Here is a 14,646-nt window from a genome sequence, read left to right as displayed (position 1 = left end):
GGAGTTCCGCTTCAACGTCTAGGTTTTCACCGTTTCGAAGGACGCAGATGGCCCGCCCCTACAGCCCTGGTCCCAAAGAGTTCGTCTTCGGTGGTGGAGACGGCGGCGACCAGCGGGTCGTCGTACCTGACGCTCAGGAAGCGTACGTGGCGTTCTCCACGTTCTTCCGGGTCCAGGACGGTGGCACCTGGACCATCGACGACGAGCCGGCGGGCCAGCGGTTGGTGCTGATGCCCGGTCAAGCGGTGCTCGCCCGGAGTACGGCGGGAAGCCTCGAGTACCTCAAGGTCGACCGGCCGAACCGCTACCTGCCGGGCGCGATGCTGTTCTTCGAGAACGGGTACGCCGGACTCGATCACTTCGGCCCGTGGCTGCCGAACCTCGCGGACCTCGACGCGACGCCGGAGGCCCGCGGTGCCACCCGCGCCGCGACGATCACGACCGAAGCCGCGGCGCTCGAAGAAGCCGGCCGGATCTGGGCGGATTCGGGGATCGTCGACCCGAGCGACCAGTGGTACGTCTTCTTCGACTCGCACGGTGCCGAGGACGACCGGGCTGAACGCGCCGCCCTGCTGGTCCTGATCGAGTTCCTCGGGCTCGAACGGGTCGACGCCCCGGCCGAGGCCGCCGACGGCGAAGTCTGGGTGCGCAGGGACGCGCGCCTCGACACCGAATTCGAACGGTGGTCATGAGAGACGTCGTCTTCGCCCGTGACGGGTGGATTCCGAAGGTGGTCCGGGACGACGGCGTACTGCGGATCGAGCTTGGTGCCGGGGCCGATGCCAACCACGATCCGCGGACGTTCACGTTCCCGATCGAGGACGCCCATCTTGCGGTGATCGAGGACGATCTGCGGAGGCACCTGCTGCTGTGGAGCGCGATTCTGCCGCTGTGCGACGCGGCCGGGACTAGGGGGCTCCTGGACGAAGATGCTGCTGTCGCGCTGCTGGATCCGATCCTCTTCGGTGCGCCTGCTGACCTCGAGGCGTTGTTCCGGCGCATCCGGTGGGACAGGAGCCGGCTCGTTGCCCACGGCGCCGACCTCGACCTGCTCGATCGCGGCCAGGTCTGGGCCGCGATGGGCGCGGCGACCTCGTCGGCTGACTGGCCTCGGGTTCAGGAGCACGACGCGGACCGTCGACGCACTGAGCGTGGGGTGACGCTGGCTCCGCTCGACGCCGCGATCCTGAAGTTCACCGGGCGGTACCTCCATGGCGCGACGATCCCGCAGCGTCGTCCCGAGGCGGTCGATCCGGCGCTGCTGCCCGGCGTACTGCGGGTGATCGCGACCGCGGAGCGAGCGTGCGCCGGTCTGCGGATCAATCGCGATCCGCGCCGGGGCGGACGTGCCACGGACAAGCGCGACTGGGACCGGATGGCGGCGGCGGTCGATGCGGCGGTACGCCGTACGCACCCTGAGCTCGTCGAGGACGCGGTGGCGACCGTGAAGTTCCTGCTGTGCTCGGAGGCCGCGAGCCGCGCCAGGAGCCTGCCGATCGAGGACGACGGCGGCGTTGCCGAGAGACCGCTGATCTTCACCGACGACAAGGACGGCGAGGTGACTTGGCTCCCGGGCGGTCCCCGGACTGCGACCGCGGAGTTCTGGGAGTTCGTCAGCGAGCGCTCGGCTGCGAACAACGAGGTGTTCACGATCGAGGACGAGGAGTTGGGGGAAGGCCTCCAGCTCCACTTCTACGCGGACTCGAGCGCGCGGATCACAACGCTCTCCGGAGGCGGACACCGCGTCGAGTACAGCCTGGTCGACGGGCTGGAGGGATACCGGACGATGGTCCGAGCCTTCGTCACAGGCGGCTACACCGCGCTGGATGGGCACGGCCCGTGGCTGACCAGCGTCATCGATTTCGAACAGGCCCGCCGCCAACGCAACGCCGACAAGCGCTGACTGGCAACGTGGCCGAGATCTGGTGGGCTCGTTGATCCACTTCCTCGACGTCGGCTACCTGCGCAACGCGCTCCGGATCCGTTGCCGGCGCGAGGGCGATCAGGTCACGATCAGCTGGCAGAACTCCGATCCGAGCCTCTTCACGGCGCCACCGTCCGGAGAGGTCACAGTTGGCGTGCCCGAATTCCTCGCCGCTGTTGACGAGTTCCATCAGGCGTTCATCTCGGCGATGGACCTTCGCGTCGCCGAGGTCGTCGCTGCTCCGCCGCTCGGCCTCGCCGTAGACCTCGTTCACCTGCACGTCGAACAAGCTGAACGCGCGACATGACTCTCCCGTGCGTTCGCCCGAAAAAGCGGCGACCGACTGGGCCAGTATCCGGACCGCGGGCCCGCCTCAGCGCACCGAGGCTTCACGGTTCGCCGACAATCGAGTCGTGACCTCGATTCCTGCCTTCCGCTACCACCCGGATCCGATCGCGACCGGCTCCGCGGTCGCCGACGGTGGCGCATGCGAGCTGTGCGGTGAGGTGACCGGCGCTCGCTACGCCGGCCCGATCCTCGGTCGGCAGGCCGAGCGGCTCTGTCTCGGGTGTATCGCCGACGGGACGGCTGCCGAGCGCCTCGGACGACCCGATGGATCGGCTGAGTTCAGCGACGGGTTGCGGAGACAGTCCGACAGTCTTCCGAGTGCGGTGCTGGAGGAGATCCTGCGTCGCACGCCGGGGTACTTCTCGTGGCAGGAGTCGTACTGGCTCACGCACTGTGGCGACGGGGCCGCGTACCTCGGCCGGACGGGGTGGGACCAGATCAAGGACGACGATGAAGCCCTGAAAGCCCTTCGGGACGAGGCTCAGGAGCTGGGCATGGATACTGCTGCGGCGCAGGAGTGGATCAGCCGGCTCTCGCCTGATGGTGACATGACGGCGTACCTCTTCGAGTGCCTGCATTGCGGCGTGCACCTGGCATACTCCGACGCCAACTGAGGCCTGGCGTGATCGGGAAGCAGGTTGGCGGGATCGGTTAGTGCTGTGGCGGGGTTGGCGGAACTAGCGTCGGGAGTGGCGGTCAGTGGGGCCGTTGTTGAGGAGGGCTTGATGACGACCGTGCTGGTGACTGGGGCTTCGTCCGGGATGGGTAAGGCGACGGCGGAGAAGCTGCTCGAGGACGGTTACACCGTGTACGCCGTGGCGCGGCGGGTTGAGTTGATGCGGGACCTGGAAGAGCGGGGCGCCACGGTTGTTGGGGTGGATGTGACCAACGACGACGAGCTGGTGAAGTTGGTGGAGTCGATCGACGGTGGCGTGGACGTGCTGGTGAACAACGCTGGGTTCGGGTTGTACGGCGCGGTGGAGGACACCTCGATCGACGATGCGCGGTACCAGTTCGAGGTGAATGTGTTTGCGATGGCTCGGCTGACGCAGTTGGTGTTGCCGGGGATGCGGGCGCGGAAGAACGGGCGGATCGTCAATCTGTCGTCGATGGGTGGCAAGGTCTACACGCCGCTCGGGGCCTGGTACCACGCGTCGAAGCATGCGGTGGAAGGGTGGTCGGACTGCTTGCGGATCGAGGTCAAGCCGTTCGGGATCGATGTGGTGGTGATCGAGCCGGGGATCGTCGCGACCGAGTTCGGGTCGGTGCTGGCGGGGCCGGTGATGGAACGGTCGGGGCAGGGTGCCTACGCCGATCTCGCGGGCCGGATCGCGGCGGCGTCGGCCGGGGGCTCCGGTGCGACGTCGCCGGCGAAGCTTGCGGACGTGATCGTCAAGGCGATCGGGGCGCCGCGGCCGCGGACCCGGTACGTCGCGGGGCAGTACGCGCGGCCGTTGCTGTTCGTGCGGAAGTGGTTCGGTGACCGGGTCTACGATCGCGTGCTGATGAGCCGGGTGTGAGCACGGATCGCTACACCCTCGGCCCGTCGGCGCGGGCGCTGCTGGCCGATCTCGAGGTGTCGGTGCCGGCGGTGCTGCAGCGGGCTCGCCTGCCTGAGGGGCTGTTGTCCGGCGGCACCGTCGAGCTGACGCCGCCGGAGTACCACGCGTTCTGGCGGGCGCTCGCCGAGGAGCTGGACGATCCGGTGCTGCCGATCACGGTCGCGCGGTTGCTGTCGGCGGAGGTGTTCGATCCGCCGTTGTTCGCGGCGTTCTGCAGTCCTTCGCTGCTGGTCGCCGCCGAGCGGATGGCGCAGTACAAGCGGCTGGTGGGACCGATGCGGCTTGAGGTCAGCGGTTCGAGGATCGAGCTGGTCTGGCCCGACGACGAGCAGCCGCCGGACGAGCTCGGCCTGGTGGAGCTGCTGTTCTGGGTGGCGCTCGCGCGGATCGCCACGCGGTACGACGTACAGCCGCTCGGTCTGACCGCGCCGGTTATCGTGCCGGTGCCCGATCAGTACGCCGAGTACGTCGGGGTGCCGGTCGCCCGTGGGTCCCGATGGTCGATCACGTTCGCCGCCGCCGATGCCGAGCGGCCGTTCCTCACCGCGAACGAGCGCATGTGGGACTACTTCGAGCCCGAGTTCCGCCGCCGGCTGGCCGACCTCGACCAGGGCACGCCGACCGTGGAGCTGGTGCGTACGGCGTTGCTGAAGCTGCTGCCCGCGGGTTCCGGTACGGCGGCCGCGGTGGCCGGCGAGCTTGCGATGAGCGTCCGCACCCTCCAGCGCCGGCTGCAACTGGAGTCCACCGGCTTCCAGACCGTCCTCCGCGACACCCGCGAGTCGCTGGCCCGCCACTACCTGACCACGTCGACGATGACCGCCGCCGAGATCGCCTATCTCCTCGGGTACGACGACACGACGTCGTTCTACCGAGCCTTCCACGCGTGGACGGGGCAGACCCCAGAGGTTGCGCGCGGCGGGTAGTGGGGCTTGTGGGGGGCCGCGAGGTGTGGACCCGGTGATATTGGCTGGCGCGGGGGTGGTCACACTTGGTTAGGTAGAGGTGTATGCCCTGACGGTTTGTTAAGGAGACGGTATGAGCGACAAGTCCAGCAAGCCGGCGAAGGACGATCTGCAGGCGAAGTTCCGTGAGGCGCTCGCGAAGAAGAACGCGCAGCACGAGTCGCATCCGGGGAGTGGGCCGCGGCACGAGGGTGTCGGCGAGGCGCACAACGACAAGCAGAAGCGTCAATTCCGGCGGAAGTCCGGTAGCTGATCCAGCAGGCGCACGTCCGGTAGCTGACACAGCCGCCCATCCATCCGTTCCGAGCCCCGGGTTGCCGCCCGGGGCTCTAGCTTTTGTCAGGCGGTACGGCGAAGGAAGCGCGGTTTCGACCGTCTAGAGTCGGCCGCGTGGACGTGCCGCTGCATTTTGCCGTGAAGACCCGGCTGGTCGATCTGTTGGAGCGGTTGGGGGAGGGCGCGGCGCTGCCGCCCGAGCGGACGTTGGCGGCGGAGTTCGGGGTGTCGCGGTGGACGATGCGGCAGGCGATTCGTGAGCTGGTCGCCGACGGGCGGCTGCGGGCGCGGCAGGGGCAGGGGACGTTCGTTGCCACTCCGAAGCTGATTCAGCCGTTGGCGCTGGTGAGCTACACCGAGGCGCTGCGGGCTCAGGGGCATGAGCCGGCGCGGGAGGTGGTGGCGTTCGAGGAGGTCGACGCCGACGCGGAGCTGGCGGACGGGCTCGGAGTGGCGGTCGGCGCGCCGGTGCATCGGTTGGAGCGGGTGCTCTTCGCCGATGGGCAGCCGATCGGGCTGGAGATCACGTACCTGGCGGTCGAGCGGTTTCCGACCTTGCGGGCTGTACTGCGGCCGACGGGCTCGCTGTACCGGTGCCTGACCGATGAGCTCGGCGTGCGCTTCGGGGAGGGCGAGGAAGTGGTCGAGACGGTGATCGCTTCGCCGCGGGAGGCTGAGCTGCTGCAGGCGACGCAGTCGATGCCGATGTTCTTGCTGCACCGCCGGAGCCGCGACGTCGACGGTCGGCCGATCGAGGTGGTCCGGTCCTTGTATCGAGGGGATCGGGTCGCCTTCCGCGCGACGCTGCGGCCCTGAGCACCGGCCGCGCTGCGGCCCTGATCCCCAATTGTTCGCTTTCGCTTCACCCTGCTGACAGCTGATCGCTCAGCCTCTTTAATTGGTCCGGACCAATCTTGGTCGCGACGGACACGAGGAGGCAGTTGTGCGGGTGGTTGTTGTAGGTGGCGGAGTCCTGGGCACGTTCCACGCCTGGGAGGCGGTACGGCGGGGTGACGAGGTCGTGCACCTCGAGCGGGAGGCGGGACCGCGCGGGGCGACCGTGCGGAACTTCGGCCTCGTCTGGGTGAGCGGTCGCGCTGACGGTCCTGAGCTGGAGACGGCGGTCCGGGCCCGCGAGCTGTGGGAGCAGGCGAGCGAGAAGGTCGCCGGGCTGGACTTCCGTCCGGCCGGGTCGCTGACGGTGTGCCGGACCGAGGAGGAGCTGGCGGTCGCGAAGGAAGCCGCCGAGCGGGACGCCGGCGAGCAGAGCGTGGGAGGTGCCGGCCGGGGGTTCGAGTTTCTGGACGCCGAGCAGGCGCGGAAGCTCAACCCGGCGCTGAGGGGAGAGATGCTCGGAGCGCTCTGGTGCCCGCGGGATGGCGTAGTTGAGCCTCGTGAGGTGCTGGCTGCAGTGCGCAAGCAGCTGGAGAGTTCTGGTCGGTACTTGTTCGTGCCGGGGCGTGAGGTCCGGGACGTGAGGGATCGGCAGGTGCGGACCGACGACGGCGTGGTCCACGCGGCCGATGAGGTCTGGCTCTGCACCGGCGCCTGGCACAGCGGGCTGATCCGTGAGCTCACCGACGACCTCCCCGTACGCCGGGTCCGCCTGCAGATGATGCAGACCGCGCCCCTCGACGAACAGCTGACCACAGCGATCGCCGACGCGGACAGCTTCCGTTACTACCCGGCGTACCAGGGCCCGGCGCTCGATGCGCTCAACCAGGTGCCGCAGGCAACAGTTGCCGACGACCACAAGATGCAGCTGCTGATGGTCCAGCGGACCCACGGCGGCCTGACCATCGGGGACACCCACGAGTACGCCGAGCCCTTCGGGTTCGACGTCCAGGAAGATCCGTACGACTACCTCAAGACCGCTGCCGAACAGATCCTCGGCCGAGAGATCCCCAAGGTCGTCAGGCGCTGGGCCGGGGTCTACTCCCAGGCGACCACTCCCGGCGAGGTCGTCGTACGGCGGACGGTTGCCGACGGCGTGCACCTGGTCACCGGCCCCGGCGGCCGCGGCATGACGATGGCCCCGGCGATCGCCGAGGCAAGCTTCGCGGCGGTGAACCGATGACGGAACAGGCGCGGATCCAGCTCGTGGTCCTCGACATGGCCGGTACGACGGTCGCCGACGACGGCCTGGTCGAACAGGCCTTCACCACCGCGATCGGTGCCCAAGGCATCGAACCCGGCAACCCCCGGTACGACGCCATGCTGGCGCACGTCCGCGCCACCATGGGCGAGTCCAAGATCACCGTCTTCCGGCACCTGCTCGACCACGACGAAACCAAGGCCCAGCAGGCGAACCAGGCCTTCGAGACGGCGTACGGCCAGCTCGTCGACGACGGTCACTGCCGCCCGATCGACGGCGCGCACCAAGCCATCCAGGAACTCAAGGACGACGGCCTCAAGGTCTGCCTCACGACCGGTTTCGCCGCGACGACGCAGCAGCGCATCCTCGCCGCACTCGGCTGGGGCACGCTCGCCGACCTCACCCTCTGCCCGGCGCAGGCAGGCCGCGGCCGGCCGTACCCGGACATGGTCCTCAAGGCCCTGCTCCACCTCCGCGCCGACGCCACCGCGAACGTCGCGGTGGCCGGCGACACGGCGTACGACATGACCTCGGGAACACGCGCCGGTGCCGGCGTCGTGGCCGGGGTCCTCACCGGCGCCCACGACCGGTCGCAGCTCGCGGCCGCGGGGGCCACCCACGTGATTGAGTCGGTCCGGGACCTGCCCGGGCTGCTCCGCGACCGAAAGCTGGAGAAGTGAAGGCACTCAAACCCCTGCTCGCCGCCGCCCTGCTGCTGACCGTGCTCGCCGCCTGTGGCGGGACCGGGGCCGCGTCCACCGGCGATGCCAAGACCGTGACCGTCTACACCGCCGACGGGCTGGCCGAGTGGTACCAGACCCGGTTCGCCGCGTTCACCGAGAAGACCGGGACCAAGGTCCAGGTCGTCGAGGCCGGATCGGGCGAGGTGGTCTCCCGGCTGCAGAAGGAGAAGTCCAACCCGCAGGCCGACGTCGTCGTGACGCTGCCGCCGTTCATCCAGAAGGCGGCGGCCGACGGCCTGCTGCAGCCGTACGCCGTACCGGGCTCGGACCAGGTGAAGGGTCTCAAGGCCGACAACTACGTGACGGTGGTCGACAACTACCTGAACTTCATCGCGAACCAGAAGGCCGGCGGCCCGAAGACGTTCGACGACCTGCTGGACCCGCGGTTCAAGGGCAAGGTGCAGTACTCGACGCCCGGTCAGGCCGGCGACGGTACGGCGGTGCTTCTGCTGCTGCAGCATCTGCTCGGCAAGCAGGGCGCGCTCGACTACCTCGGCAAGCTCGAGGCGAACAACGTCGGTCCGTCGGCGTCGACCGGCAAGCTGCAGCCGAAGGTGAGCAAGGGCGAGATCTGGGTCGCGAACGGCGACGTCCAGATGAACCTGGCCTCGATCGCGAACGACAAGTCCGCGTTCGGCCTGTTCTTCCCGGCGACCAAGGACGGCAAGCGCACCACGGTCTCGCTGCCGTACGTGATGGGCCTCGGGGCCAACGCCCCGAACGCCGACGGCGGCAAGCAGCTGATGGACTACCTGCTCTCCGCCGACGCGCAGCAGACCGTCTCCGGCGACGCGTTCGGCATCCCGGCGCGCTCCGACGTGAAGCCGGCCGACGCGAACTACCAGGCGGTCGAGAAGGCTGTCGACGGGGTCGAGATCTGGCAGCCGGACTGGAGCGCGGTGCTCGCCGACCTCGACGCGGACGTTGCGGCGTACACGAAGGCCGTGCAGGGATGACCGTCCAGCTGGACGACGTCACGGTGCACTTCGGCCGGACGTGTGCGCTGGAAGGGCTGAACCTGACAGTGGCCGCCGGGGAGACCGTCGCCCTGCTCGGCCCTTCCGGGTCGGGCAAGTCGACGGCGCTCAAGGCGGTCGCCGGGTTCGTTCGGCCGAGCCGCGGGCGGATCCGGATCGGCGGGGTCGACGTCACCGACGTACCGCCGGCCCAGCGCGGGATCGGCGTCGTCGTTCAGCAGTACGCGCTGTTCCCGCACCTGAGGGTCGCCGACAACGTGGCCTTCGGGCTGCGGGCGGCGCGTCGGCCGAAGCGTGAGGTGCAGCAGCGGGTTGCCGAGATGCTCGCGATGGTGGGCATGGAGGCGTATGCCAGGCGATTCCCACGCGAGCTGTCCGGTGGGCAGCAGCAGCGAGTCGCGATCGCGCGGGCGCTCGCGATCCGGCCGCCGGTGCTGCTGCTCGACGAACCGCTGGCGGCGCTCGACGCGCAGTTGCGGGCCGACATGCTGGACGAGCTGCAGAAGCTCCGGCGTGAGGTACCGGACGTCGCGATCGTCTACGTCACGCACGACCAGGCCGAGGCGCTCGCGCTCGCGGACCGGATCGCGGTGATGCGGGATGCTCGACTTGTCGACATCGCGCCGGCGGCCGAGCTCTACCAGGCGCCGCCGTCGGCGTTCACCGCGTCGTTCCTGGGCGGCGCGAACCTGCTGCCGGTCGAGGTGAAGGACGACGAGGTGACGGTCGCGGGTCATCGGGTGCCGGGCGTGAAGCCGGCGAGTGGCGATCTGCTGTGTGTACGGCCGCACGCGATCCGGCTCGAGGCCGGCGGGGTGCCGGCGCGGCTGGTCGGTGCGCAGTGGCGTGGTGCTTCGTACCGGCTGACCTGTGTGATCGACGGGCTGGCCGATCACCCGGTGCACATCGACGTACCGGCTGATCGGGACCTTCCCGCGGTCGGGTCGGTGGTGTCGATGCGGTTGCCGAGCGAGGCGTGCAGCTTGGTGGAGTCGCGATGACCGCCGTCGCGGTTGCGCTGAGCAACAAACAGGTAGCGGTACGCCGTACCTGGTCGCTCTGGCTGATCCCGCCGTTGCTGCTGATCGCGATCCTGGTGGTCTACCCGTTGATCCTGGTGGCGGCCGAGTCGCGCGGGTCGTGGAGTGAGGTGATCGGGTCGAGCGAGTTCCGGCAGGCGTTGCTGCGAACCGTCCAGATCGCGGTCTGCTCGACGGCCGGGTGCCTGCTGGTCGGGACGTTCCTGGCGGTGGTGATCAGCTTCGTGCCGTTCCCGGGCGCGCGGATCGTGTCCGGACTGGTCGACGCGATGCTGGCGTTGCCGTCGTTCCTGGTGGCCTTGTCGTTCACATTCCTCTACGGTTCGGCCGGCGTACTCGGCGCGGTCACGGGTGGGTTTCTCACGACGCCGTGGGCGGTGGTCCTGGCCGAGATCACCTTCTACACCCCGTTCGTGATGCGCCCGTTGCTCGGGGCGATGAGCCAGATCCCGCGCGTCCAGCTCGACGTCGCGGCGAGTCTCGGCGGCGGTCCGTGGCGCGTGCTGCGCCAGGTGATCCTGCCCGAGGTCCGGCCGGCGCTCGCGGCCGGTGGCGGACTGACGTTGCTGCTGACGCTGAACGAGTTCGGGATCGTGCTGTTCCTCGGGGCGCGCGACACGACCACGTTGCCGCTGCTCGTGCACACCAAGGGGATCGTGATGTTCGACTACCCGGCCGCGTGCGTGATCGCGGTCGTCCAGATCGCCTTGTCGATCGGCCTGTACGCCGTACTGCGCGGAACGCTGGGAGGTCGTCGTGCTCGTCTGGTCTAGGGGTCCGAAGCTGGTTGTCCAGGGCATCTTCCTGCTGGTCTTCGGCGTACTCGTGCTGGCGCCGTTCGTCGTGGTCGCGGCCGCGGCGTTCGCCGGGAGCTGGAACGGCGTCCTGCCGTCCGATCCGACCGTCGCCCATGTCAAAGAGGCCTTGTCCGGCGACGAGTTGGCCTCGATCGCCGTGAGTCTGCAGACGGCGTTCCTCGGCGGGTTGCTGGCGGTCGGGTTCGGGACGTGGGCAGCGCTCGCGAGCCGGGCCGCGACGCCGGGGCTCGCGCGGCTGACCGATGCGTTGCACCACCTGCCGATCGCCGTACCGTCGGTGGTTGTCGGACTGAGCCTGCTCGTCGCGTTCTCGCGGCCGCCGCTGCTGCTCAACGGGACGAAGTGGATCGTGGTCATCGCGCATCTCGTGCTGATGGTCGCCTTCACGTACGGGACCGTGACGGCGGCGTTGCAGCGGACGGACGACGTGTACGCCGACGTCGCCGCGTCCCTGGGGGCGTCGTCGGCGCGCGTGCTGTGGAAGGTCCGGCTGCCGATGCTGCGGCCGGCGATCGTGTCGTCGGCGGGGCTGTCGATCGCGTTGTCGATGGGTGAGGTCGGGGCGACGATCATGGTCTACCCGGCGTCGTGGCGGACGTTGCCGGTGGGCGTGTTCGCGTTGACGGATCGGGGGCAGACGTTCACCGCCGCGGCGGAGTCGCTGGTGCTGCTGGCGGTGACCGTCGTTCTGGTGGTCGGGCTGGATCGGCTGCGTGGGCGAGCCGCGGGCTAGAGGAGTTCGGCGAGGAGGTTGGCTGCCCGGTCGGCGCCGTCGGTGCTGACCGGGAGGTAGTCGACGGGGTCGGTGAGGGCTTTGGCGACGGCTTCGGCGAGGAGGTCGGGATCGGCGGCTTCGGCGTACTCGAGTTGGTGGCCGGCGCGGTAGCGGTCGAGGCGGGCGGCGACGTGGAAGTTCTGCTCGAAGTGGTGCTGGAGCGGGACGTAGACGAAGGGGACTCGTTGGGCGGTGAGTTCCATGCAGGTGGTGAGGCCGCCTTGGGTGATCACCACGTCTGCCTTGCCCAGTTGCAGGTGGAGGTCGGGGAGGTAGCCGTGGAGGCGGACGCCGGGGACTACCTGTAGGGAACTGGGATCGATCCGGGGCCCGGTGACGATGTCGAAGGTCAGGCCGGGGACAAGGCGTTGGATGGCTGGTACGGCGTCGAGGACGCGGCCGAGGAGAGCGGCGCCGGCGCCGGAGCCGCCGACCGTGACCAGGCAACGAGGCGATCCGGACAGCTGACGAGGCGGAGGCTCGAAGCCGGTGATGTAGCCGGTGAAGGTGTAGTGCTGCTCGGTCCACTCGCGGATCAAGGGGAGACCAGGGCCGAAGCCTTCTCCAACGATGTCTTCGGGATCACCGACGAACAAGGAATGATCGCGCAGGCGGCGGTAGCGCGCCCGCTGGGTGAGCATCTCCGCGTTGTAATCGGTCGTCAGGGCCGACTCCGAGGCGTCCATCGGGAGCCAGCCGACGAAGTCGGTGAGCCAGGCGTAGGCGAAGCGTTTGAGCTCCGGGTTCTCGTGCAGGAAGTAGTCGACCTCCCAGGCCTCGTCGCCGATCACCAGGTCGTAGTGGCGGTCCTCGACCACGTCGTCGAAGGTGAGGAAGTTGGCGACCAGGATCTCGTCCATCCGCCGCAGCGTCTGGAACGCGTGCAGGTCGTGCTCGGCGAACCCGGCCTCGAAATCCACGTGGTCCGACTCGCTGAGCAGCCAGGCCGACGCCGGGTGCACGACCTCGCCCGCGTCGGCGAGCACGCGCGTCACGGGATCCTGCGCGAGCCACTCGATCTCGACATCAGAAGCGAGTGACCGCAACGACCGAGCGATCGCCAGATCCCGGCGCGCGTGCCCGAGCCCGATCGGCGACGACAGGTAGAGCACCCGCCGAGGCCGGGACGCCGCGCGTTCCCACGTACGCCGTACGGGCTGCTGCGGCATCAGCCGGGATGCGAAGTCCTTCAGCAGGTGATTGACGACGACCGGGTCCCGAGCCTGCGGCGCGTGCCCGCCGCCGACGACCGTCACCAACGAGCCCCCGGTCAGTTCAGCGAGCCGGGAACCCTCGGCCGGCGGCCGGATCCCGTCCTCCGATCCGTGGACGACGAGCACCGGGCAACTCACGTCGGCGAACCGCGCGGGGTCGAGATGCCCGGAGCGCCCAGCCTCGGTGTCGACCAGCAGCGACGGCGTGATCTCGTGCCCCCAGCCGATCCCGTCCTCGACCTGCTTGGTCGAGTGCGGCTCCGGGAACATCTGGTCGAAGAAGAACTCCAGGAAGTCGTCGTACCCGCCCTCGAGCCAGTAGTGCCGGTTGTACTTCGCCCACCCGTCCGTGCTGTCGTGCCGCTCGTCCCACGTCCACCGCGTGCGCTCCTCCAGCATCGGCGTCAGCCTGGTCGCCGAGCCGATGCAGACCACGCCGAGCACCCGCGACGGCTGCCGCAGCGCGACCTCCAGCGCCCAGGGGCAGCCGCGGGAGAACCCCACCAATACACAGGCCGGAACCCCCACGGCGTCGAGCACCGCGATCGTGTCCGCGACCAGCTCGGCATCGCTGTACGCCGAAGCGCCGGCCGGGCGATCCGACGAACCCGAGCCGCGCCCGTCGAAGGTGACCACCCGGAAGTGCCGCGCCAGGTACGGGACCTGCGCCTTCCAGACCCGTGAGGGCACGAGCGACCAGGTCGGCAGCAGGACGAGCGCCGGGCCGTCGCCTTCGCCGTACACCCGGTAGTGAATGTTCACGCCGTCGCGGGCGACCGAACCCTCCCGATCGGCCGCCCGCGCGGGACGTTGCGCCATGCCGCTCACTGTGTCAGGGGCGGACTTCGTAGACCAGGTTGAACGGCGTCTGCGCCGCGACCCGGAACCGGGTGAAACCGGCCGCTGTCGTCACGTCACGGATCCGCGCCGGCCCGGCCTGCGTGCCGAGCCCGAGGCCGACCTCCTGGGACAGCGACGCCGGCGTGCAGAGCAGCGTGGAGAAGCCGTAGTACGCGCGGCCGACCGGGTTCAGGTTGTCCTCGACCTTGTCGCCGGCCATCGGCTCGACGACCATCCACGTGCCGTCGGCCGCGAGCGACTCGCGGACCCGGCGGGCGGCGCCGACCGGGTCGCCCATGTCGTGCAGCGCGTCGAACGTGGTCACCAGGTCGTAGTTCTCACCGCCGTACGCCGTGGAGCCGGCGACCTCGAAGGTGACATCGACACCCGCGGCGGTGGCCCGTTCACGAGCCGTCGCGATCGACTCCTGGTGGTAGTCGGACCCGGTGAAGCTCGACCGCGGGTAGGCCTGCGCCATCAGGATCGTGGAGGCGCCGTGGCCGCAACCGATGTCGGCGACCTTCGCGCCGTTCGTCAGCTTGCCGACGACGCCGTCGAGCGCGGGCAGCCAGCTCTCGACCAGGTTGGCGTGGTAGCTGGGCCGGAAGAAGCGCTCGCAGCCGTCGTGCACGTCGGTGTCGTGCTCGTGCCAGCCGATGCCGGCGCCGCTGCGGGCCGCGTCGATCATCCGGTCGGTCTCCTGGACGGTCCCGAGCGCGATCTGGAAGAAGCCGGGCAGGAACGCCGGGCTGTTCTCGTCGGTCAGCGCGACGGTCTGCTCGGGCGGCAAGGTGTAGTGGCCGGTCGACGGGTCGTAGGTGACGAAACCGCCTGCGGCCTGGGCGTTGAGCCACTCGCGGACGTAGCGCTCGTGGGTGCCGGTGCGGTCGGCCAGCTCGGCCGGCGTGAGGCCGCCGGCGCCGGCCATGGTCCGGTAGTAGCCGAGTTTGTCGCCCATCACGACGAGGGCCGCGTTGAGCGTCGCGCCGACCTCGCCGACGGCCTGGAACACGAACTGCATCAGCTTGTCGCCGTCGATGCTGACGGGCTGGTCGATGGTGGTCATTCT

Annotated in this window: 16 protein-coding genes; 14 read left to right on the top strand and 2 right to left on the bottom strand. The window is 69.4% G+C overall.

The window, feature by feature from the left end; translation table 11 throughout:
• Positions 1-47 precede the first annotated feature (47 nt).
• The 14 genes from HDA39_RS20810 (at position 48) to HDA39_RS20745 (ending at position 11,481) form a co-directional block, all read left to right on the top strand.
• Positions 48-692: a hypothetical protein gene (locus tag HDA39_RS20810; RefSeq protein WP_184797500.1), complete on the top strand. Its 645-nt coding sequence runs from the start codon at positions 48-50 to the stop codon at positions 690-692.
• Positions 689-1,903 (top strand): DUF6357 family protein, encoded by a 1,215-nt coding sequence (locus HDA39_RS20805; protein ID WP_184797498.1) that lies wholly within the window; start codon positions 689-691, stop codon positions 1,901-1,903. The genes HDA39_RS20810 and HDA39_RS20805 overlap by 4 nt, the downstream gene beginning before the upstream one ends.
• Before the next feature lie 22 nt (positions 1,904-1,925).
• On the top strand, positions 1,926-2,231 hold the full coding sequence (locus HDA39_RS20800) for a DUF5984 family protein (RefSeq protein WP_184797497.1): 306 nt from the start codon (positions 1,926-1,928) through the stop codon (positions 2,229-2,231).
• A 106-nt stretch (positions 2,232-2,337) separates the two neighbouring features.
• Complete coding sequence (locus HDA39_RS20795; RefSeq protein WP_184797495.1) at positions 2,338-2,886, top strand: CbrC family protein; 549 nt, start codon at positions 2,338-2,340, stop codon at positions 2,884-2,886.
• A gap of 111 nt (positions 2,887-2,997) precedes the next feature.
• On the top strand, positions 2,998-3,792 hold the full coding sequence (locus HDA39_RS20790) for an oxidoreductase (protein WP_184797493.1): 795 nt from the start codon (positions 2,998-3,000) through the stop codon (positions 3,790-3,792).
• Complete coding sequence (locus HDA39_RS20785; RefSeq protein WP_184797491.1) at positions 3,789-4,760, top strand: AraC family transcriptional regulator ligand-binding domain-containing protein; 972 nt, start codon at positions 3,789-3,791, stop codon at positions 4,758-4,760. Before HDA39_RS20790 ends, HDA39_RS20785 begins: the two co-directional genes overlap by 4 nt.
• Positions 4,761-4,872: 112 nt before the next feature.
• On the top strand, positions 4,873-5,052 hold the full coding sequence (locus HDA39_RS20780) for a DUF5302 domain-containing protein (RefSeq protein ID WP_184797489.1): 180 nt from the start codon (positions 4,873-4,875) through the stop codon (positions 5,050-5,052).
• A 137-nt stretch (positions 5,053-5,189) separates the two neighbouring features.
• Positions 5,190-5,891, top strand: a complete 702-nt coding sequence (locus HDA39_RS20775) for a UTRA domain-containing protein (RefSeq protein WP_184797487.1) — start codon at positions 5,190-5,192, stop codon at positions 5,889-5,891.
• A 127-nt stretch (positions 5,892-6,018) separates the two neighbouring features.
• Complete coding sequence (locus HDA39_RS20770; protein ID WP_184797485.1) at positions 6,019-7,152, top strand: TIGR03364 family FAD-dependent oxidoreductase; 1,134 nt, start codon at positions 6,019-6,021, stop codon at positions 7,150-7,152.
• Entirely contained in the window at positions 7,149-7,850 is a 702-nt protein-coding gene (locus HDA39_RS20765) for a phosphonatase-like hydrolase (protein WP_184797483.1), read from the top strand. The genes HDA39_RS20770 and HDA39_RS20765 overlap by 4 nt, the downstream gene beginning before the upstream one ends.
• On the top strand, positions 7,847-8,869 hold the full coding sequence (locus HDA39_RS20760) for a 2-aminoethylphosphonate ABC transporter substrate-binding protein (protein WP_184797481.1): 1,023 nt from the start codon (positions 7,847-7,849) through the stop codon (positions 8,867-8,869). Before HDA39_RS20765 ends, HDA39_RS20760 begins: the two co-directional genes overlap by 4 nt.
• Positions 8,866-9,891 carry an ABC transporter ATP-binding protein gene (locus HDA39_RS20755; protein ID WP_184797479.1) on the top strand — a complete coding sequence of 342 codons (1,026 nt, stop codon included), beginning with the start codon at positions 8,866-8,868 and terminating at the stop codon, positions 9,889-9,891. Before HDA39_RS20760 ends, HDA39_RS20755 begins: the two co-directional genes overlap by 4 nt.
• A complete protein-coding gene (locus HDA39_RS20750; protein ID WP_184797477.1) occupies positions 9,888-10,703 on the top strand; it encodes a 2-aminoethylphosphonate ABC transporter permease subunit in 816 nt (271 codons plus the stop codon). The genes HDA39_RS20755 and HDA39_RS20750 overlap by 4 nt, the downstream gene beginning before the upstream one ends.
• Positions 10,687-11,481, top strand: coding sequence for an ABC transporter permease subunit (locus tag HDA39_RS20745; protein ID WP_184797475.1), 795 nt, complete (start codon positions 10,687-10,689; stop codon positions 11,479-11,481). The genes HDA39_RS20750 and HDA39_RS20745 overlap by 17 nt, the downstream gene beginning before the upstream one ends.
• On the opposite strand, the gene HDA39_RS20740 is transcribed toward HDA39_RS20745, so the two are convergent.
• Together HDA39_RS20740 and HDA39_RS20735 are read right to left on the bottom strand one after the other, a co-directional pair.
• Positions 11,478-13,556, bottom strand: coding sequence for an alpha/beta hydrolase (locus HDA39_RS20740; RefSeq protein ID WP_184797472.1), 2,079 nt, complete (start codon positions 13,554-13,556; stop codon positions 11,478-11,480). The two genes, HDA39_RS20745 and HDA39_RS20740, sit on opposite strands and share 4 nt — an antisense overlap.
• A gap of 13 nt (positions 13,557-13,569) precedes the next feature.
• On the bottom strand, positions 13,570-14,643 hold the full coding sequence (locus HDA39_RS20735) for a class I SAM-dependent methyltransferase (RefSeq protein ID WP_184797470.1): 1,074 nt from the start codon (positions 14,641-14,643) through the stop codon (positions 13,570-13,572).
• Positions 14,644-14,646 lie beyond the last annotated feature (3 nt).

It is taken from the genome of Kribbella italica, assembly GCF_014205135.1.
Lineage (GTDB): Bacteria > Actinomycetota > Actinomycetes > Propionibacteriales > Kribbellaceae > Kribbella > Kribbella italica.
The sequence above is the reverse complement of the archived record's forward strand: the minus strand, read 5'-3'. Positions and strand labels throughout refer to the sequence as shown.

Coding starts and splice junctions, on each gene's coding strand:
- HDA39_RS20810 (WP_184797500.1), top strand. CDS start 48: ATGGCCCGCCCCTACAGCCCTGGTCCCAAAGAGTTCGTCTTCGGTGGT.
- HDA39_RS20805 (WP_184797498.1), top strand. CDS start 689: ATGAGAGACGTCGTCTTCGCCCGTGACGGGTGGATTCCGAAGGTGGTC.
- HDA39_RS20790 (WP_184797493.1), top strand. CDS start 2,998: ATGACGACCGTGCTGGTGACTGGGGCTTCGTCCGGGATGGGTAAGGCG.
- HDA39_RS20780 (WP_184797489.1), top strand. CDS start 4,873: ATGAGCGACAAGTCCAGCAAGCCGGCGAAGGACGATCTGCAGGCGAAG.
- HDA39_RS20765 (WP_184797483.1), top strand. CDS start 7,149: ATGACGGAACAGGCGCGGATCCAGCTCGTGGTCCTCGACATGGCCGGT.
- HDA39_RS20755 (WP_184797479.1), top strand. CDS start 8,866: ATGACCGTCCAGCTGGACGACGTCACGGTGCACTTCGGCCGGACGTGT.
- HDA39_RS20750 (WP_184797477.1), top strand. CDS start 9,888: ATGACCGCCGTCGCGGTTGCGCTGAGCAACAAACAGGTAGCGGTACGC.
- HDA39_RS20740 (WP_184797472.1), bottom strand. CDS start 13,556: ATGGCGCAACGTCCCGCGCGGGCGGCCGATCGGGAGGGTTCGGTCGCC.
- HDA39_RS20735 (WP_184797470.1), bottom strand. CDS start 14,643: ATGACCACCATCGACCAGCCCGTCAGCATCGACGGCGACAAGCTGATG.